Raw genomic sequence first — 17,964 nt, forward strand, 5'->3', positions numbered from 1 at the left:
TAACAGGGGGCCCTTCCTTGCACTAGTGGGTGGCGCAGCCTGCGGCGGGCGCCGGCGCGACCGGCGGTGCGCCGAGCGTCGGCAGACCGAGCAACACCCCGGGGGTACGCGGGGAGCGTCCCGCCTCGGCGGCGTCGCCGGCCCGGGTCCGGCGGTGCGCCACCGGCGCCCCGTCGGCGTTGAGGTGGTGCGGCGCGGCGTACGTGATCGTGGTGTGCACGATGTCCCCCGGCCGGATCTGGCCGGCGAGCGACTCCCCGCCGGGAGCCTCGGTCGCGAAGTGCACGAGCCGACCGTCGCGCGCCCGACCGGACATCCGGCCCGTCCGCTCGTCCTTGCGACCCTCACCGACCGCGACGAGCACCTCGACGGTCTCCCCCACCAGGCGCTTGTTCTCCGCCCAGGTGATCTCCTCCACTGTGGCGATCAGCCGCTCGTAACGCTCCTGCACCACCTGCTTGGGCAGTTGGCCGTCCATTGTGGCGGCGGGGGTGCCGGGGCGCTTCGAATACTGGAAGGTGAATGCCGACGAGAACCGGGCCTCGCGCACCACGTCCAGGGTGCGCTGGAAGTCCGCCTCGGTCTCGCCAGGGAACCCGACGATGATGTCGGTGGTGATCGCCGCGTCCGGCATCGCCGCCCGGACCTTCTCGATGATCCCCAGGTAGCGCTCCGAGCGGTACGACCGGCGCATCGCGCGCAGCACGTCGTCGGAGCCCGACTGCAACGGCATGTGCAGCGAGTGGCAGACGTTCGGCGTCTCGGTCATGGCCGCGATCACGTCGTCGGTGAAGTCCTTCGGGTGCGGGCTGGTGAACCGGACCCGCTCCAGCCCGTCGATGTCGCCGCAGGCGCGCAGCAGCTTGCCGAACGCGTACCGGTCGCCGAACTCGACGCCGTAGGAGTTGACGTTCTGCCCGAGCAGTGTCACCTCCAGCACGCCCTCGTCGACGAGCGCGCGCACCTCGGAGAGGATGTCGCCGGGGCGGCGGTCCTTCTCCTTGCCCCGCAGAGAAGGCACGATGCAGAACGTGCAGGTGTTGTTGCAGCCCACCGAGATCGAAACCCAGCCGGCGTACGTCGACTCGCGGCGGGTGGGCAGCGTGGAGGGGAAGACGTCGAGGGATTCCAGGATCTCCACCTCGGCGGCGGCGTTGTGCCGGGCCCGCTCCAGCAGCACCGGCAAAGAACCGATGTTGTGGGTGCCGAACACGACGTCCACCCAGGGCGCCTTGCGGACGATCTCGCCCCGGTCCTTCTGGGCCAGGCAGCCACCGACGGCGATCTGCATGCCGGGGTGCTTGTCCTTCACGGGGCGCAGATGACCGAGGTTGCCGTAGAGGCGGTTGTCGGCGTTCTCCCGCACCGCGCAGGTGTTGAAGACGACGACGTCTGGCGTGTCGTCGGCCTGGGGCGCACGCACGTAGCCGGCCTGTTCGAGCAGGCCGGAGATGCGCTCGGAGTCGTGCACGTTCATCTGGCAGCCGTAGGTGCGCACCTGATAGGTGCGCGGGCTGCCCGCCGCTGCGGTAGTCATGACCAGGACAGCGTATCCGGGTCGACCGGATCGCCCCGAACCGAGGAGCAACCGACATGTGCCGGAGCATCAAGACCCTGCGTGAGCCGTTCACCCCGCAGGTGACCGACGCGGACATCGAGGCGGCGGCGTTGCAGTACGTCCGGAAGATCTCAGGCTTCCGGGCGCCCGCCGCGCACAACGCCGCCGCGTTCGACGCCGCGGTGGCCGCCGTCACCGAGGCCACCCGCACCTTGCTCGACCAATTGGTGGTCCGTGGTGCCGCACCGGCCGCCGCCGACCAGCCGGCCGCCGTCTCCAACTGATCGCCGGCGCGGTTGCACACCCCAGCGCGGCCCGGCCGGCCGGGCCTGACGCGCGTAAGGTCAGGCCGCGGCGAGCGCCGGCGCGACCGTGTCGGGCGCCCAGCGTGAACGGTGGCACTGCGACCAGCCCCGGCAGCCGGGGTCAGCGAGGGTGCACAGCCGCTGCCGGCTGAGTACCTCGCCGTCGTCGGTGTCCCGCACGTCGAAGTGCACCGGGCGGACCGTGCCGTCCGGGGTGACGAGCAGGTGTCGCCCCGCGTCGAGCGTGTCGTCGCGTAGCAGGCAGTTGCGCCCCAGTATTCGAGCGAGTGCGGCGATGCTGGGGTGCTCGGCGAGTTGCTCGGGCACCCCGTAGCAATCCACCACCGTGGCGAACTCGCCCGGCGCCTGCCAGACGTCGCACACCACCGCGTACGCCGGCAGCCGGGCCGGGTCGGCCACGGCCAGCGGCATCACTACCCGACCGAGTGCCTCGGCCAGTGCCGGGTAGACCTCCACGGGTCGTGCCCGGTCGATTCTCCAGTTCCACAGCTCGGTCATTCCGCCTCCTCGCTGCGTTCGTCCCACCGGCCTCCGGATCGGGCCTTACTGACGATGGTGGGGGGCATATGACCTCAGCCGGGGGCAAGTTACCGGTCTGTGACCATTCCGGGCAAAATTTCCCTGAGCGGCATTGCTCGGAGTAGCCAGAAGATGACAGTTTATCGGGTATGGTGCGTCGCCGGCACCACCGGAGCAGCGTGTCGACGGCCTGCCGCCGGCCGGGTGGGAAGCCCGGCAACGGTCAGCGCAGGACGACCATGTGCTCGCCACGGGGCAGCAGCTCCCCCACCACCGGGGCGCCCGGCAGCTCACCGGCGACCAGCAGACCACCGGAGGTCTGGGCGTCGGCGAGCAACAGCCGCTCGTCCTCGCCGGCCGCGCCGAAATCGGTCCACGGGGTGACCCAGTCCAGGTTACGGCGGGTGCCGCCGCTGACGTACCCGTCGCGCAGCGCCTCCCGCGCTCCGGCCAGATATGGCACCCGAGCCGTGTCGATGGCCACAGTGAGTCGGCTGGCGCGGGCCATCTTCGAGGCGTGCCCGAGCAGACCGAACCCGGTCACGTCGGTGCCGCAGCGGATGCCTGCGGCGACCGCGGCCCGAGCGGCGTCCCGGTTGAGCGCGCTCATCGTGGCCACCGCCTCCGGGAAGCTCTCGCCGGTGGCCTTGTGCCTGGTGTTGAGCACACCCACGCCGAGCGGCTTGGTCAGCGACAGCGGCACCCCGGCCCGCCCAGCGTCGAGTGTGATCAACTCCTCAGGGCGGACAGTTCCGGTGACCGCGAGGCCGTACTTCGGGCCGTCGTCGTCCACGCTGTGCCCGCCGGCCAGGTGACAGCCGGCCTCCCGGGCCACATCCTGACCACCGCGCAGCACCTCCCGGGCCAACTCCAGCGGCAGTACGTCGCGCGGCCAGCAGAGCAGGTTGAGCGCGACAAGCGGGACGCCGCCCATCGCGTACACATCGGAGAGGGCGTTGGCGGCGGCGATGCGCCCCCAGTCGTAGGCGTCGTCGACGACCGGGGTGAAGAAGTCGGCGGTGCTGACAAGGCCGGTCCGCTCGTCCAGGCGGACCACCGCCGCGTCGTCGCCGTGGTCGAGGCCGACCAGCAGCTCGGCGGTGCCGGTGGCCGGGCCGAGACCCGCCACCATGATCTCCAGTTCGCCCGGGGGGATCTTGCAGGCGCATCCCCCGCCGCGGGCATAGCGGGTCAGCCTCACCGATTCGCTCATCTTCCTATGATCTCGGCTACTCTTTGCTGCCACCACCACCGCCGCTGCCGCTGACCGAAATTGGACGCCGGGCAGCGAGCGGCAGCGGTGTTACCGCTCCGTGACCAACCGAGTTGCATTTCGCCACGTCACGCCGCCTACAGTTGCCCCAACCAGGGGCCATCCGGCCCCCGCTTTGGGAGACGACAGGGACGGTGGACGACGTGACCACGGGCGAACCGCTCATCGTGCTGGACGCGGTCAACAAGTGGTTCGGACCGCTGCACGTGCTGGACGACGTCTCACTGTCGGTGGGTCGGGGCGAGGTGGTCGTGGTGATCGGCCCGTCCGGCTCCGGCAAGTCGACGCTGTGCCGCACCATCAACCGACTGGAACCGATCAACTCCGGCACCATCACCTTCGACGGCCAGCCGTTGCCGGCCGAGGGCAAGCCGCTTGCGAAGCTCCGCAGCGAAGTGGGCATGGTCTTCCAGTCCTTCAACCTCTTCGCCCACAAGACGATCCTCGAAAACGTCACGCTCGGCCCGGTCAAGGTCCGCAAGGAGAAGCCGGCGGCCGCCCGCGAGCGCGGCCTGGCTCTGCTCGACCGGGTCGGCATCGCCAACCAGGCGGACAAGTTCCCGGCCCAGCTCTCCGGTGGCCAGCAGCAGCGGGTGGCAATCGCCCGGGCACTGGCCATGCAGCCCAAGGCGATGCTCTTCGACGAGCCGACAAGCGCCCTGGACCCGGAGATGGTCGGTGAGGTGCTCGACGTCATGACCTCACTGGCAAGCGACGGCATGACGATGGTCGTGGTCACCCACGAGATGGGCTTCGCCCGGCACGCCGCGAACCGGGTCATCTTCATGGCCGACGGGCAGCTGGTCGAGGACGCCCCGCCAGCGGAGTTCTTCGCCAACCCGCGCAGCGAGCGGGCCAAGGACTTCCTCTCCAAGATCCTCACGCACTAGGCGTCCGTAGTTGGAGCGCGCCGCCCCCCGGTGGGCTCCGTTGATGAAGGAGAAAAATATGCGTATCAAGCGCGTTGCGGCAATCGCCGCTGTCGCCGCTCTGGCGCTCGGCCTCACCGCTTGCGGTGGCGACGACGACGCGGAGGGCACCGGCTCCGGCAGCAAGTCCTTCGCGGCCGGCAGCACCATGGAGAAGCTGAACAAGGCCCAGAAGATCAAGATCGGCACCAAGTTCGACCAGCCCGGCTTCGGCCAGAAGGGCCTGTCGGGCAAGCCGGAGGGCTTCGACGTCGAGATCGCCAAGATCATCGCCAAGGAGCTCGGCATCTCCGACGACAAGATCGAGTGGGTGGAAGCCCCGTCGAAGGTCCGCGAGGACGTGATCGTCAACGGCACCGTCGACCTGGTCGCCGCGACCTACACGATCAACGACAAGCGCAAGGAGCGCATCGCCTTCGCAGGCCCGTACTACGAGGCCGGCCAGAACATCATGGTCAAGAAGGACGACGCCGCGATCACCGGGCCGGACTCCTTCAAGGACGGCACCAAGAAGGTCTGCTCGGTCACCGGCTCCACCCCGGCCGAGGAGATCAAGAAGTACGTCAAGGACGTCGGCTCGCAGCTGGTGCTCTTCGACACCTACGACAAGTGCCGCGACGCCCTCAAGGGCGGCCAGGTCGACGCCGTGACCACTGACAACGTCATCCTGCTCGGCTACATCGCCAAGGACGAGGCGTCCTTCAAGCTGGCCGGCCCCAACTTCACCAAGGAGCCGTACGGCATCGGTGTGAAGAAGGAAGACAACGACTTCCGCAGCTTCATCAACGACACGCTGGACAAGGCTGTCGCCGACGGTAGCTGGAAGAAGGCCTGGGACGACACCGCCGGCAAGTTCGGCGCCGAGCTGGGCTCCGCGCCCACCATCAACCGCTACTGATCCTTCGATCTGGAGGGTGGGGAGGAACACCGACCCGTGAACGTGCTCATCGACAAGTTCGACGTCTTTGCGGGTGGTTTCTGGCTCACCCTCCAGATCTGCTTACTCGCCGCGATCGGCGCCCTCATCCTGGGCGCCATCGTGGCGGTGCTCCGCATCTCTCCGGTGCCGCCGTTGCGCGCGGTCGGCACCACCTACGTGAACGTCTTCCGTAATCTGCCGCTGACAGTGGTGATGTTCTTCGCCGCCTTCGGTCTGCCGGCGCTCGGCTCCAACGCGGACTTCCTCCGCATCCCGGTGATCGACTCGCTGTTCACCCGGCTCGGCACCGACCTGCCGTACTTCCGGTTCGCGCTGATCGCCCTGGTGCTCTACACCGCCGCGTTCGTCTGCGAGGCGCTGCGGTCCGGGGTCAACGCGGTGCCCGCCGGCCAGGCGGAAGCCGCGCGGTCGCTGGGCCTGACCTTCGGGCAGAACCTGCGCTACGTGGTGCTGCCGCAGTCCTGGCAGGCCTCGGTGGTGCCACTCGGCTCCGTGATCATCGCGATGATCAAGAACTCGGCGCTTGCCGGCTTCTTCGGTGTGGTCGGCGATCTGTCGGCGACAGCCGACCAGCTCACCGGCGCCGAAGGCTACGCCTTCATCCCGGTGGCCATCGGCATCTCGGTCGGCTACCTGATCATGACCGTGCCGCTCGGCACCCTGCTGGACCGGATCGAGAAGCGACAGGCGGTGGCCCGATGAGTCAGCAGACAAGCGTCCTCTACGACGTTCCCGGGCCCCGGCAGCGGCGGGTCACACTCATCAGCAGCGTCATCGCCGGGCTGGCCCTCCTCGTCGGTGCGTACTTCCTGATCTACCGGCCCCTAGACGAGAAGGGGCAGTTCTCGATGGAGCTGTGGGGTCCGCTGATCGACCCCTCCAACGAGAACTTCACCCTCGTGTGGGAGCGGATCGGCATCGGCTTCAAGAACACCCTGATCGCGGCGGCGCTGGCCATCGTGGCCTCGCTTGTCGTCGGCACGCTGTTGGCGCTGCTGCGGATCCAGCTCAAGAGCCTGACCAGCCGCAAGTTCACCGGGTTCGCCACGCCACTGTCGTACCTGCTGCGCGGTCTGAGCCGCCTGCTGTCGGCGATCACCCGGGTCTGCGTCGAAGTGTTCCGCGGCCTGCCTGTCGTCATCACCATCTTCTTCGTGGCCCGCGGCTTTCCCGAGTTCGGCGTCACCTTCGACAACCTGTGGTATCTGGTCATCGGCCTCACGATCTACAACTCGGTGGTGATCGGCGAGATCCTGCGCTCCGGCATGGAGGGCCTGCCCGGCGGGCAGGCCGAGGCCGCATCCGCGATCGGTCTCTCGCCGTTCCAGTCGACCCGGATGATCCTCCTGCCCCAGGCGTTCCGGATCATGCTGCCGGCGCTGATCAGCCAGCTCGTGGTAGTACTCAAGGACACCTCGCTCGGCTTCATCATCAGCTACGAGGAGACCCTGAACATCGGCAAGCAGATCATCGGCGCCCTGGAGAACCCCATCCAGGTGTACGTCGTGATCGCCGTCCTCTTCATCGCTGTCAACTACTCGCTGTCGAAGCTCGCGCAGTACGTCCAGCGCCGGCTCGCCCGGGGACGCAAGACCGCGAACACCCCGGCGCAGGCCCCGCCGCCCGCGGCCCTGATGTCCCAGGCCGAGGGCGCCGGCGGCGTCTGACCACCCCCGCACACAAAGCAGAAGGGCCAGCCCGGCATCCGGGCTGGCCCTTTCGCTTCGGCTCGACAGGTGTCGAGGACCCGGATCAGCGGGCGATCTCGGTGACCCGGGACTCGCGGACCACCGTCACCCGGATCTGACCCGGATAGGTCAGCTCCTCCTCGATCTGCTTGGCCACATCGCGGGCCAGCACGGCCGCCCCGATGTCGTCCACGTCGTCCGGCTTGACCATGACCCGGATCTCCCGACCCGCCTGCATGGCGAAGACCTTGTCCACGCCGAGCTTGCCGGCAGCGATCTCCTCGATCCGCTCCAGCCGCTTGACGTACGCCTCCAGGCTCTCCCGCCGAGCGCCCGGCCGCCCACCCGAGCAGGCGTCGGACGCCTGGGTGAGCACGGCCTCGATGGTCTGCGGCGGCACCTCGTTGTGATGCGCCTCGATGGCGTGCACCACGTCCTCGTGCTCGCCGTACTTGCGGGCCAGGTCCGCGCCGATGATGGCGTGGCTGCCCTCCACCTCGTGCGTGAGCGCCTTGCCGATGTCGTGCAGGAACGCCGACCGCTTGATGGTGGGCACGTCCAGGCGCAGCTCGGCCGCCATGATGCCGGCGATGTGCGCCGTCTCGACCAGGTGCTTGAGTACGTTCTGCCCGTACGACGTGCGGTAGCGCAACCGGCCCAGCAGGGTCACCAGCTCCGGGTGGATCTCGGTGATGCCGACCTCGACCAGCGCGTCCTCGGCGGCCCGGAGACAGAGCGCCTCGACCTCCTGGCGTGCCAGGTCGTAGACCTCCTCGATCCGGTGCGGGTGGATCCGCCCGTCCAGCACCAGCTTCTCCAGGGTGAGCCGGCCGACCTCCCGGCGTACCGGGTCGAAGCAGGACAGCAGCACCGCCTCCGGAGTGTCGTCGATGATCAGGTTGACCCCGGTCACCGACTCGAAGGCGCGGATGTTGCGGCCCTCCCGGCCGATGATCCGGCCCTTCATCTCGTCGCCCGGCAGGTGCAGGACACTGACCACGCTCTCGGCGGTCTGTTCGCTGGCCACCCGCTGGATCGCGTCCACGACGATGTGCCGGGCCCGCTGCTCGGCGGTGTTGCGGGCGTCGGCCTCGATGTCGCGCACCAGCAGCGCCGCCTCCCGCTTGGCGGACGTCTCGATCGCCTCGACCAGCTCCAGACGGGCCGCGTCGGCGGTGAGGCCGGCCACCCGCTCCAGCTCCCGTCGGCGCCGCTCCTCCGACTCGGCCAGCTCGGCCTCGCGCTGGGTGAGAGCCGACTCCCGGGCCGCGAGCGCAGCGCTCGCCGCGGTGAGCTGCCGTTCCCGCTCGGCGAACCGCTCCACCTCCTCGGTGTGCAGCCGCTCCCGCTCGTCCATGCGGGCTGCCCGGCGCTCCACCTCCGCGGCCTGCTCCCGGGTCGTGGCGGCGAGAACCGCTACCTCCCGTTCGCCGCTGCGGCGGGCTGCTGTCCGCAGCTGTTCGGCGTCGATCTCGGCCTGCTTGTGCGCCCGTTCCAGCACCGTGTCGGCCTCGGCGCGGGCGTCGTCGAGCATCCGCCGGGCCTCGGCCCGTGCCGCCTTCGCCTCGGCATTCGCCGCCGCCGCCTCGGTACGCGCGGCGGCAGCCGCCGACTTCGCCACGTCGATCGTGCTGTTCGCCTGGTCCGCAGCATTGCGCAGAGCGGCCAGGGACTGCTCCTGACGGTCCTTCTCGGCGATGAACGCGGGATCCTCGGGGGCCGGCGCCGCGCTCATCCGGCGCAGCGCCCGGACGCCGAACAGCACCGCCGCGACCACCACCACGGCGAGGATCAGGACGGCCGCGAGGAGCACGACGTCGAGGGCGTTCATGCCGGGACCCCGCTGGGTCTACCGGTGAACCTGTGCCGCCGCCCCGTCATGGCCGCCTCCCCTGAACGTCAAGACCGCAGCGACTGTGCCAAAGGCACACTCCTGCGGCTGTGGACGCCCGACCGGAGCGGCTGGCCGTGGGTAGCTCTCTCCGCCGGCGGTGCCCTCGGGCATCGTCGGCGACCGGGTGCAGTTGTCGCGGCGTGCCGGACCGGCCAGTCCGGTACTGCCGCCAAAGGCCGCGGAGGCGGCCAAAGTGATGCTGTTCTGTTACGCGATCTATGTTGTGCGCTTAGCCTGCGCTGGTCGGGCAATGTGAGCCTGTATGGCGAGGCTAGGTCTCCGGGGGCACTCCGGTCAAGGACTCATGATCAAACCCCCCAAACGGAGAGAAGTTGCGGCGTCACCCAAAGCTGATGTGGTGTCGGATACGCCGGGACAAACTCGGCGAGCCGACGGCTCCGATCGACGTGTCGTGCCTGTTCAGCGAGGGCGACGCCGTGCGTTGAGCCGACTTTGCGACACTGCCGCCGCCCCTGAGCGCGGAACTGGCCGGGAGTCCGGTGGTCAGCGTGCGCCGGCCGCCAGCGCGGGGTTGCGTCCAGGGAAGTGGTGTACGACTTGCCCGTGATGGGCGTGTTGCGTAGATGAGAGACGGCCATCGCGTCGATCCTTCAAGACGACCAAGTCAGAGAAGGAAGAGAGAACGCGATGGCCGCATCTGAGAGTGTGAACCCTGTTGACCTGCTGCGCGAGCAGATCGAGGGCGCGTCGCCGGACGTGTTGCAGGCGATGATCAAGACGTTCGTGCAGGCGGTGATGTCCGCGGAAGCGGACGCGATCTGCGGCGCCGGCTATGGGCAGCGCAGCGACGAGCGGGTCAACTCCCGCAACGGTTATCGGCCGAGAGAGTGGGACACCAGGGCCGGCACGATCGACCTGGCCATCCCGAAGCTGCGGCAAGGCAGCTACTTTCCGGACTGGTTGCTGACGCACCGCCGTCGGGCCGAACAGGCGTTGGTCTCCGTGGTGGCCACGAGTTACCTGCTCGGGGTGTCGACCCGCCGGGTGGAGAAGCTGGTGGAGCAACTCGGCGTCAAACAGTTGTCGAAGTCGCAGGTGTCGGAGATGGCCACGCACCTCGACGCCCAGGTCGAGGCGTTTCGTAACCGGCCGCTGGACGCCGCGCATTACCCGTTCGTGTGGATGGACGCGTTGACGATGAAGGTCCGCGAACACGGACGGACGGTCAACGTCCACGCGCTTGTCGCGGTCGGAGTCAACGCCGACGGTCAACGCGAAGTCCTCGGCGTGGATGTCGCCTCGGATGAGGACGGCGCCGGCTGGTTGGCGTTCCTACGGTCGTTGACCGCCCGCGGCCTGTCCGGCGTTCAGCTGGTCATCTCCGACGCCCACCGCGGTCTTGTTGGCGCGATCGGCGCCGCCCTGCCCGGCGCCGCCTGGCAACGCTGCCGCACCCACTACCTGCGCAACCTGCTCACGAAGGTTCCGAAGTCGGCCCAGCCATGGATCGCCACCCTTGTTCGGACGATCTTCGACCAGCCCGACGCCGACGCTGTCCGAGCCCAGTTCGACCGGGTCGTCGCCACGATCGAGGCGAAGTTCCCCGCCGCCGCCGAACACCTCGACCACGCCCGCGACGACCTCCTCGCGTTCACCGGCTTCCCTCGCGAGATCTGGCGCCAAATCTGGTCGAACAATCCGCAGGAACGGCTGAACAAGGAGATCCGCCGGCGCACCGACGTCGTCGGGATCTTCCCAAACCGGGCGGCGATCATCCGCCTCGTCGGCGCCGTCCTCGCCGAACAAACCGACGAATGGACCGAAGGACGCCGCTACATGGGCCTGGAACTCCTCGCCAAAGCCCGCCTCGTCATCGTCGAGCCAGACCAACACGACACCGACCAGACCGATCCCAGCCCAATCGCCGCCTAACATCAAACCGGATCCCGCGATGGCCGTCTCCTACACCACCAGCGCGGACGTGACCCAGCGCGGCCGTGACGAGCGCGGCGTTGCCCGACGCCCGGGCACCGTCGGGCAACAGGAACGTGTCCTCCATCCCGATCCTTGTGTGCAGGCCGCGGCTGACCGCCTCGGCGAGCACCGCCCAGGTGGCCGGCCCCTCGGCGTGCAGAAGCACAGGAGGGCCGGCAGCGGAGGTCGCCTCTCCGACGGCCGTCGCGGCGAGGATCCGCCCGGCGTCGGCCAGCGCCACCGGCACCTCCTCGGCCATGCACTCGACGAGGATCCGCCCGACCGGCACCCGCCAGCCCTGGTAGGCCGTCACCGCGTCCAGCGTCCAGAGCCCCACCTCGACGAGCACGCCACGCTCGTGCAGGGCGGCTGCGACCGCCTCGGCACCCGGCTCGTGGGCGTTGACCGAGGCGAAGTCGGGCAGCACCGACCAGGCCCGGACAGCGGCCACCCGGTCGGCCGGATCGGGTTCGATCCAGGCGCCGGTGCTCACCCCCACAGGCAACCCCGGCTGGGCGGCGCGGATCGCGGTGAGCGCATCGGCGATCACCGCGGGACGCAGCGACTCGGCGCCGGAGGCGTCACGGGGATGGACGTGCACGGCCGCGACGCCGAGCGCCGCGCAGCGGGCCGCGTCGGCCGCCAGCTCCGCCGGGGTGACCGGCACGGCCGGGTGGTCGTCCCGGCTGCGCCCGCCGTTCAGACACGCCTTCAACATCCGTGCCACACCTTTCGGCACCATCTCGCGTCGCTCACTCGACCGGTCGGTTGTCGCGGTCCAGTTCACCTTCGGCGTCGGCGAGCGCGTCGGCGTCTATCTGCTCGGCGAACTCGGCAGCCTCGGCGCTCTGCGCGGCAAGCGCGTCCTTCACCGCGCGGATCGCCACACCGGGCGGGTAGCCCTTGCGGGCCAACATTCCCACCAGCCGGCGGAAGACCGCGTCGGGCTCACCACGGGCGGTACGCAGCTTGCGGTCCACCAGGGCGCGGGCGGTCGCCGCCTCGGTCTCCTCGTCCAGCTCACCCAACGCTTCGGTGGCCACCTCGCCGTCCACGCCCTTCTGGCGCAGCTCGTTGGCGAGCGCCCGCCGGGCCAGGCCACGCCCGGTGTGTCGGCTCGACACCCAGGCACGGGCGAAGGCGGCGTCGTCGATGATGCCGACCTCGTCGTACCGGTCGAGCACCTCGGCCGACACCTGCTCGGAGATGCCCCCCTTGGCCAGTGCCCCGGCCAGCTCGGCACGGGTGCGGGGCCGGACGGCGAGCTGGCGCAGGCAAATCTCCCGGGCCACCTCGGACTCGTCGCGCGGTGTGGGCGCAGGCTCGTCCGCCTGCTGTTCGGCCGCCCGGCGCCCCCGGCGGGGGCGCGGCGAATCGGCGGCGTCGCCCGTACGGGGTGGACTGGCATCCCAGCCCCGCCCCGTACGGGCGCGTCGTCCTGCCATGGGTCAGCGACCGGTCAGAAGTCGACCGGCGGCAGCTCCGGGCCACCGGCGGCGTCACCCGCGCCGACACCGACGCCGAGCTTCTCCAGGATCTTCTTCTCGATCTCGGCCGCGACGTCCGGGTTTTCCTTCAGGAACTCCCGGGCCTTCTCCTTGCCCTGGCCGAGCTGGTCACCGTCGTACGTGTACCACGCACCGGACTTGCGGATGATCGCCTGCTCCACGCCGACGTCGATCAGCGAGCCCTCGCGCGAGATGCCCTTGCCGTACATGATGTCGAACTCGGCCTGCTTGAACGGGGCCGCCACCTTGTTCTTGACGACCTTGACCCGGGTACGGTTGCCGACCACGTCGGTGCCGTCCTTGAGGCTCTCGATGCGTCGCACGTCGAGCCGGACCGAGGCGTAGAACTTCAGCGCCCGACCACCGGTGGTGGTCTCCGGGCTGCCGAACATGACGCCGATCTTTTCCCGCAGCTGGTTGATGAAGATCGCCGTGGTGCCGGTGTTGCTGAGCACACCGGTGATCTTGCGCAGTGCCTGGCTCATCAGCCGGGCCTGGAGGCCCACGTGGCTGTCGCCCATCTCGCCCTCGATCTCGGCGCGCGGCACCAGGGCCGCCACCGAGTCGATCACGATGATGTCGATCGCGCCGGAGCGGATCAGCATGTCCGCGATTTCCAACGCCTGCTCACCGGTGTCCGGCTGGGAGACGAGCATCGCGTCGGTGTCGACCCCGAGGGCCTTCGCGTACTCCGGGTCGAGCGCGTGCTCGGCGTCGATGAAGGCGGCGATGCCGCCGAGCCGCTGCGCGCTGGCCACCGAGTGCAGCGCCACCGTGGTCTTACCGCTGGACTCAGGACCATAGATCTCGACCACCCGGCCCCGGGGCAGGCCGCCGATGCCGAGGGCAACGTCGAGCGCGATGGAGCCGGTCGGAATGATTGCGGTCTGGACGACCGGCCGGTCACCCAGCCGCATCACCGAGCCCTTGCCGAATTGCTTGTCAATCTGAGCGAGAGCAAGGTCGAGTGCCTTCTCCCGGTCAGGCCCTGCTGCCATGGTTGCCACCCCTGCCTTCGCCGGCGTCTTTGCTGAGCTTCGCGTCACGCGGACACGCTAGGCGCTAGGTCCGACAGAAAACCAGCCGACGGGCCGCGAGCTGTGGACGAGCACCCCGCTGTGGACAATAGCCGAACAGGTGTACGACTCGACAAGCGACACGCGGAAGCGAAGAAAAGGCTGCTCAGCGTAGTCGCGCGGGCACTCTGTCGGGGTACGCGGCGCAGACCGCCCGCCACACCACATGCGTTTGTTCCCCCGACGCCAACGCCTGCTCGATGGTCCTTCCATCGAGCTGCGTCAGCACCTGGTCGCGGGCGATGCTCGCCGCGTAGCCGGGCCCGAACGCCTCTTCCAAGCGCGTCCAGAAGTCGGTCAGCCGCACGTGATCAACCCTCCTCGTCCGATGCCCCGGTCGGCACCGGGCGCAACGCTAGCGCCACAAGGGGCACTGTCGCGACCGCCGCGAGCAGGGTCAGCACCGGATAGCCGGCCACCTGCATCACAAACCCGGCGGCCACTGCCGCACCCGCACCGGCAAGCCCCATGGTCAGGTCGGACAGCCCCTGCACGCTCGGCCGCACGCCGGCCGGCACCGACTCGGACAGCAACGTCGAGCCGGCCACCATCGTTCCCGACCAGCCCAGCCCGAGCAGGACCAGCCCGACCGAGAGCCGGGGCGTGTGGTGCCCGGCGGTTCCGGCGACCGCGCAGGCGGCCAGCAGCAACCCCACCCCGCCGAGGATCACCGCCCGCCGTCCGAGCCGGTCGGTGAGCCAGCCCACAATCGGCGAGAACGCGTACATGCCCGCGATGTGCAGGCTCAGCACGATGCCGACCAGTCGCAGCACGTCCGCGTCGGCGTGCGACTCACCGAGCCGGACCGGGGTCATCGCCATCACCGCCACCATCACCAGGTGACCGACCGCCACGGCGGCGATGCCGAGCCGGGCGGCGGGCTGCCCGCGTACCACCGACCAGGCCGCCCGCATCCCGGCGCCGCGCGGCACGCGCGCCCCGACCGGCGCGGCGGCCGGCGTCGCATCACCGCCCACCTGGCCGCCCACAGCCGGTGCCTCCGCCACCACGGCGGCGGCCGGTGCGTCGGTGGTCGGCACGGTGGTGGTCGGCGCAGCGACGGCCGGTGCGGCGGTCGCCGCGATTCGGCGCGCGGTGAGCAGCGGGTCGGGCCGGAGCAACACGAGGAGTACGCCGCCAGCCAACACGAACGCCGCCGCGCTGAACGCGAACGGGCCGGCCAGCGGCGGCAGCCCCCAGCCTGTGGTGACCCGGTCGGCAAGCGCGGCGAAGTTCGGGGCGGCTACCGCGCCGATCGTGGTGGCCCAGATGATCACCGACAGCTGCCGGCCCCGCCGGGTCGGCTCGGCGAGGTCCACCGCCGTGTAGCGGGCCTGCAGGTTCGCGGCGGTGCCACCACCGAAGAGCAGCATGCCGAGAAACAGCAGCGGCACCCAGCGGGTGGCCGCCGCCAGCACCACGAGCACACCGCCGACGGCACCGACCGCGTACGCCACGACCAGACCCGGTCGGCGGCCGTGCCGGGCCATGATCCGGGTGACCGGGATGGCGAGCAGCGCCGCACCGACCACGCCGGCGCTCTGCGCGATGCCGGCCACGGCGGTGCCGGCGATCCGGGCGGCGAGCAGCGCGCCGACGGCGATGCCGATGGTCACCCCGACCCCGCCGATGATCTGGGTGCCGAAGAGCAGGCGCAGGGTCCGCCGCTGGATCGACGCGACGTCAGGCCGGGCGGTACGCGGCGCGGTCAGGTCGGTGGCCATCGACGCTCCTCGGGACGGGTGACCCATCCTCGCGCACCCGCGCCGACCGGCGGAAACCGGTTTCGCCGGCGACCGATCCGGTGCTCGTCGTATCGGGCCACACCGACCGGCATCCGCCGGCGGATGCCGGGTCGGCTACGCGGTCCCCTTCTCACCAACGGCGTTGGCCCACAGCACACTGTCGCTTCGCCGACCGTACGGCCCTCGTCAGCCGCGCAGGGCGCGGGCTGCGACGGTCAGGTCGGCGACAAGCCCTTCGTACGCCTTGTCCTGGTCGTCGGCCCGCAACACCGCCGACGGGTGGATGGTGGCCAGCAGCCGGGCCGAGGGCGCGTCGGCCCGCTTTCCAGCGTTGTCCACCGGCACGCGCTGGAAGTCCTCCGGGCGCTGGGCCGATTCGGGCCAGGGCAGCAGTTCGCCCCGCTGCCGGGTGACCCGGAAGGACGGCCCGAGCAGCGCCTTGGCGGCGGTCGCGCCGAGCACCACCACGATCTCCGGACGCAGCCGGGCGAACTCGGCGACCAACCAGGGCCGGCAGGCGGTGATGTGCACCTGGTCGGGCGTCTGGTGGATCCGCCGCTTGCCGCGCAGCTGGAACCGGAAGTGCTTCACGGCATTGGTGAGGTAGAGCTGCTTGGGATCGAGCGCGGCGTCGTCCACCGCGCGTCGCAGCAGCCGGCCTGCGGGGCCGACGAAGGGCAGACCCTTCTGATCTTCCATGTCGCCGGGTTGCTCGCCGACAAGCACCACCCGGGCGCTCTCGTCACCTCGGCCGAAGACCGTCTGCGAGGCGTCCCGGTACAGCTCACAGCCCTGACAGCCGCCGGCAGCGGTGCGCAGCTCGTCGATGGTGTCGGCGCCGGTCGGGATGAACCGCTGGGCGCCCGGAGCGCTCCCGGTCTGCTCGGCCATGGCGACTGTTATATACCCCTTGGACGCCGACTGCCGGGTACGCCCTGGCCGTGCCTCCCGCGTCAGTACCCGCCGCCACCGCCATCCCCACCCGAGGCCATCGCGATCAGCACGATGACGATGATGACGACCACCACCGCCACCGCGATCCAGACTCCCTTACGCGCCCCATTCGAAGCCAAGACCCCCACCTCCGGCGCCCGCATACCCACGCCGCCCACCTCGAACCCCCGCGATCTTGCACTTCCTGCCCGGGCGAAGCCCTCATAAAGGGCATCTCAGCGACCCAAAGGCAAGATCGCGGGAGAGATGGGGTGGGGCCAGGGTCAGGTGGGGAAGTTCGGGGGTGGGGTGGGGTTTGTGGCTTGGGTCAGGGCTTCGGCCAGGGGGATCAGGTCGTCTGTCGTCAGAGGGCTCACCGTTATGCGTACTGCTGGTGAGGCGGCGATCCGGTAGAGGGCCCCGGGGGCCACCACCCAGCCGGCGTCGCGCAGCACTGTCACCGCGCTTGTCTCGTCCGCCACCGGCAGCCAGACGTTGATGCCGCTGCGGCCGTACGCGGTCAGGCCGTGCTCCGCCAGTGCGGCCACCAGCCCGTCGCGCCGCAGCTCGTAGCTCTGCGCCGCCCGGTGCACCAGCTCGGTGACCGCCGGGTCCCGCCAGAGCGCCAGAACCAGCCGTTGCAGCACTGTGGACACCCAGCCGGCGCCGACGCGCGTCCGGCCGGCCACCCGGGCCACTGTGGTCGCGTCACCGGCAAGCACCGCCAGCCGCAGGTCCGGGCCGAAGGGCTTGCTCACCGAGCGCACGAACGCCCAACTCGCTGCCGCACCCGCAAGAGAGTGCAGGGGTACGCGCGCCAGCTCGGCGGCGTGGTCGTCCTCGATGAGCAGCAGGTCCCGTCGACCGGCGAGCAGCGTCCGCAGCTCCGCTGCCCGGACGGCGGAGACTGCGGCGCCGGTCGGGTTCTGCGCCCGGCTGGTCACCACGAGCGCCCGGGCACCGGCGGCCAGCGCGGCTGCCACCCCGGCCGCCAGTGGCCCCTCGTCGTCGACCGGTACGCCGATCGGACGCATCCCCAGGGCGGCGATCAGGTCGAGCAGGTTGGCCCAGCCCGGATCCTCCACCGCCACCGCGTCACCGGGGCGCAGGTGGGCGCCGAGCAGCCGTTCGATGCCGTCCAGCGCGCCACCGGTGAGGGTGATCTCCGAGGCCGGCACGCCGTCGGCGTTCAGCCGGGCGCGGGCGGCCTCGGCCAGCTCGGGGAGCACTCCGGAGTGGGAGTAGCCGACCGGCGGGCCGGCGTCGGCGGCGAGTGCCGCGAGGTGCGGCCCGAGAGTGGGCAGCAGTCGGGGGTCGGGTTCACCTCGGGACAGGTCACGGGCGCCGGGCAGCGGCGTAGGGCGCAGCGCGGAGCGGCTGGCGGCGACCGGCGGGCGGGGGCGGACCCGGGTGCCGTGTCGCCCGGCGGTGACGAGCACGCCGCGCTGCCGCAGCTCCTGGTAGGCGCGGGCGACGGTGGCAGGGCTGACACCGAGTTCGGCGGCGAGCACCCGGACCGGCGGCAGGGCGGCACCCGGCGGCAGCGCTCCCGTACGGATGCCCGACTCAATGCTGGCCGAAATCGCGACGGCTGTCGCCCCGGTGAACTGATAGCGTGCTGACACAAATAAGAGATTGTA

At 70.3% G+C, this 17,964-nt stretch carries 17 protein-coding genes; 6 read left to right on the plus strand and 11 right to left on the minus strand.

The genetic code is table 11. From position 1 onward, the window contains the following. Nucleotides 1–22 precede the first annotated feature (22 nt). Nucleotides 23–1,537 carry a tRNA (N6-isopentenyl adenosine(37)-C2)-methylthiotransferase MiaB gene (miaB, locus tag F4558_RS19260; RefSeq protein WP_167945393.1) on the minus strand — a complete coding sequence of 505 codons (1,515 nt, stop codon included), beginning with the start codon at nucleotides 1,535–1,537 and terminating at the stop codon, nucleotides 23–25. 56 nt (nucleotides 1,538–1,593) lie between these two features. Between miaB and F4558_RS19265 the strand changes: the two genes are divergently transcribed. After that, a complete protein-coding gene (locus F4558_RS19265; RefSeq protein WP_053656307.1) occupies nucleotides 1,594–1,842 on the plus strand; it encodes a DUF2277 family protein in 249 nt (82 codons plus the stop codon). A gap of 60 nt (nucleotides 1,843–1,902) precedes the next feature. Here F4558_RS19265 and F4558_RS19270 read toward each other — a convergent pair whose 3' ends face one another. Next, nucleotides 1,903–2,382, minus strand: a complete 480-nt coding sequence (locus tag F4558_RS19270; protein WP_053656309.1) for a hypothetical protein — start codon at nucleotides 2,380–2,382, stop codon at nucleotides 1,903–1,905. 244 nt (nucleotides 2,383–2,626) lie between these two features. Further along, nucleotides 2,627–3,616: a selenide, water dikinase SelD gene (gene selD, locus F4558_RS19275; RefSeq protein WP_167945394.1), complete on the minus strand. Its 990-nt coding sequence runs from the start codon at nucleotides 3,614–3,616 to the stop codon at nucleotides 2,627–2,629. A gap of 194 nt (nucleotides 3,617–3,810) precedes the next feature. Between selD and F4558_RS19280 the strand changes: the two genes are divergently transcribed. Genes F4558_RS19280 through F4558_RS19295 form a run of 4 tightly spaced genes read left to right on the plus strand, consistent with a single transcriptional unit; the run spans nucleotide 3,811 to nucleotide 7,212 of the window. Beyond that, a complete protein-coding gene (locus F4558_RS19280; protein WP_053656313.1) occupies nucleotides 3,811–4,566 on the plus strand; it encodes an amino acid ABC transporter ATP-binding protein in 756 nt (251 codons plus the stop codon). A gap of 58 nt (nucleotides 4,567–4,624) precedes the next feature. After that, nucleotides 4,625–5,503 carry a glutamate ABC transporter substrate-binding protein gene (locus F4558_RS19285; RefSeq protein WP_167945395.1) on the plus strand — a complete coding sequence of 293 codons (879 nt, stop codon included), beginning with the start codon at nucleotides 4,625–4,627 and terminating at the stop codon, nucleotides 5,501–5,503. Between the two features lie 36 nt (nucleotides 5,504–5,539). Then, on the plus strand, nucleotides 5,540–6,247 hold the full coding sequence (locus F4558_RS19290) for an amino acid ABC transporter permease (protein ID WP_053656317.1): 708 nt from the start codon (nucleotides 5,540–5,542) through the stop codon (nucleotides 6,245–6,247). Further along, nucleotides 6,244–7,212, plus strand: coding sequence for an amino acid ABC transporter permease (locus tag F4558_RS19295; protein WP_053656320.1), 969 nt, complete (start codon nucleotides 6,244–6,246; stop codon nucleotides 7,210–7,212). Before F4558_RS19290 ends, F4558_RS19295 begins: the two co-directional genes overlap by 4 nt. Before the next feature lie 85 nt (nucleotides 7,213–7,297). Here the strand turns inward: F4558_RS19295 and rny are convergent, their stop codons facing one another. Then, complete coding sequence (rny, locus tag F4558_RS19300; protein WP_053656322.1) at nucleotides 7,298–9,064, minus strand: ribonuclease Y; 1,767 nt, start codon at nucleotides 9,062–9,064, stop codon at nucleotides 7,298–7,300. A 711-nt stretch (nucleotides 9,065–9,775) separates the two neighbouring features. On the opposite strand from rny, the gene F4558_RS19305 reads away from it, so the two are divergent. After that, the gene (locus F4558_RS19305) at nucleotides 9,776–11,020 is read left to right on the plus strand and encodes an IS256 family transposase (protein WP_167945396.1); all 1,245 of its coding nucleotides are present in this window, start codon (nucleotides 9,776–9,778) and stop codon (nucleotides 11,018–11,020) included. Here the strand turns inward: F4558_RS19305 and F4558_RS19310 are convergent. From F4558_RS19310 to F4558_RS19340, 7 genes are all read right to left on the minus strand, one after another. Then, a complete protein-coding gene (locus tag F4558_RS19310) occupies nucleotides 10,959–11,780 on the minus strand; it encodes a 3-keto-5-aminohexanoate cleavage protein (RefSeq protein ID WP_167945398.1) in 822 nt (273 codons plus the stop codon). The genes F4558_RS19305 and F4558_RS19310 overlap by 62 nt on opposite strands. A 34-nt stretch (nucleotides 11,781–11,814) precedes the next feature. Beyond that, nucleotides 11,815–12,507 carry a regulatory protein RecX gene (locus F4558_RS19315; RefSeq protein WP_053656324.1) on the minus strand — a complete coding sequence of 231 codons (693 nt, stop codon included), beginning with the start codon at nucleotides 12,505–12,507 and terminating at the stop codon, nucleotides 11,815–11,817. 14 nt (nucleotides 12,508–12,521) lie between these two features. Further along, on the minus strand, nucleotides 12,522–13,568 hold the full coding sequence (gene recA, locus F4558_RS19320) for a recombinase RecA (RefSeq protein WP_053656326.1): 1,047 nt from the start codon (nucleotides 13,566–13,568) through the stop codon (nucleotides 12,522–12,524). A gap of 184 nt (nucleotides 13,569–13,752) precedes the next feature. After that, nucleotides 13,753–13,953 carry a DUF3046 domain-containing protein gene (locus F4558_RS19325; protein ID WP_053656329.1) on the minus strand — a complete coding sequence of 67 codons (201 nt, stop codon included), beginning with the start codon at nucleotides 13,951–13,953 and terminating at the stop codon, nucleotides 13,753–13,755. A 4-nt stretch (nucleotides 13,954–13,957) separates the two neighbouring features. Continuing rightward, on the minus strand, nucleotides 13,958–15,370 hold the full coding sequence (locus F4558_RS19330; RefSeq protein ID WP_209273331.1) for an MFS transporter: 1,413 nt from the start codon (nucleotides 15,368–15,370) through the stop codon (nucleotides 13,958–13,960). Between the two features lie 207 nt (nucleotides 15,371–15,577). Further along, nucleotides 15,578–16,282, minus strand: a complete 705-nt coding sequence (locus F4558_RS19335) for a UdgX family uracil-DNA binding protein (RefSeq protein ID WP_167945400.1) — start codon at nucleotides 16,280–16,282, stop codon at nucleotides 15,578–15,580. 326 nt (nucleotides 16,283–16,608) lie between these two features. Next, the gene (locus F4558_RS19340) at nucleotides 16,609–17,949 is read right to left on the minus strand and encodes an aminotransferase class I/II-fold pyridoxal phosphate-dependent enzyme (protein ID WP_167945402.1); all 1,341 of its coding nucleotides are present in this window, start codon (nucleotides 17,947–17,949) and stop codon (nucleotides 16,609–16,611) included. Nucleotides 17,950–17,964: the final 15 nt, after the last annotated feature.

It is taken from the genome of Micromonospora profundi, assembly GCF_011927785.1.
Classification (GTDB): domain Bacteria; phylum Actinomycetota; class Actinomycetes; order Mycobacteriales; family Micromonosporaceae; genus Micromonospora; species Micromonospora profundi.

Bases quoted from the DNA above. Each gene is read 5' to 3' on its own strand.
- F4558_RS19335 (WP_167945400.1), bottom strand. From the start codon at position 16,282: ATGGCCGAGCAGACCGGGAGCGCTCCGGGCGCCCAGCGGTTCATCCCG.
- F4558_RS19310 (WP_167945398.1), bottom strand. From the start codon at position 11,780: ATGTTGAAGGCGTGTCTGAACGGCGGGCGCAGCCGGGACGACCACCCG.
- F4558_RS19265 (WP_053656307.1), top strand. From the start codon at position 1,594: ATGTGCCGGAGCATCAAGACCCTGCGTGAGCCGTTCACCCCGCAGGTG.
- recA (WP_053656326.1), bottom strand. From the start codon at position 13,568: ATGGCAGCAGGGCCTGACCGGGAGAAGGCACTCGACCTTGCTCTCGCT.
- F4558_RS19270 (WP_053656309.1), bottom strand. From the start codon at position 2,382: ATGACCGAGCTGTGGAACTGGAGAATCGACCGGGCACGACCCGTGGAG.
- F4558_RS19305 (WP_167945396.1), top strand. From the start codon at position 9,776: ATGGCCGCATCTGAGAGTGTGAACCCTGTTGACCTGCTGCGCGAGCAG.
- miaB (WP_167945393.1), bottom strand. From the start codon at position 1,537: ATGACTACCGCAGCGGCGGGCAGCCCGCGCACCTATCAGGTGCGCACC.
- F4558_RS19330 (WP_209273331.1), bottom strand. From the start codon at position 15,370: ATGGCCACCGACCTGACCGCGCCGCGTACCGCCCGGCCTGACGTCGCG.
- selD (WP_167945394.1), bottom strand. From the start codon at position 3,616: ATGAGCGAATCGGTGAGGCTGACCCGCTATGCCCGCGGCGGGGGATGC.
- F4558_RS19285 (WP_167945395.1), top strand. From the start codon at position 4,625: ATGCGTATCAAGCGCGTTGCGGCAATCGCCGCTGTCGCCGCTCTGGCG.
- F4558_RS19315 (WP_053656324.1), bottom strand. From the start codon at position 12,507: ATGGCAGGACGACGCGCCCGTACGGGGCGGGGCTGGGATGCCAGTCCA.
- rny (WP_053656322.1), bottom strand. From the start codon at position 9,064: ATGAACGCCCTCGACGTCGTGCTCCTCGCGGCCGTCCTGATCCTCGCC.
- F4558_RS19295 (WP_053656320.1), top strand. From the start codon at position 6,244: ATGAGTCAGCAGACAAGCGTCCTCTACGACGTTCCCGGGCCCCGGCAG.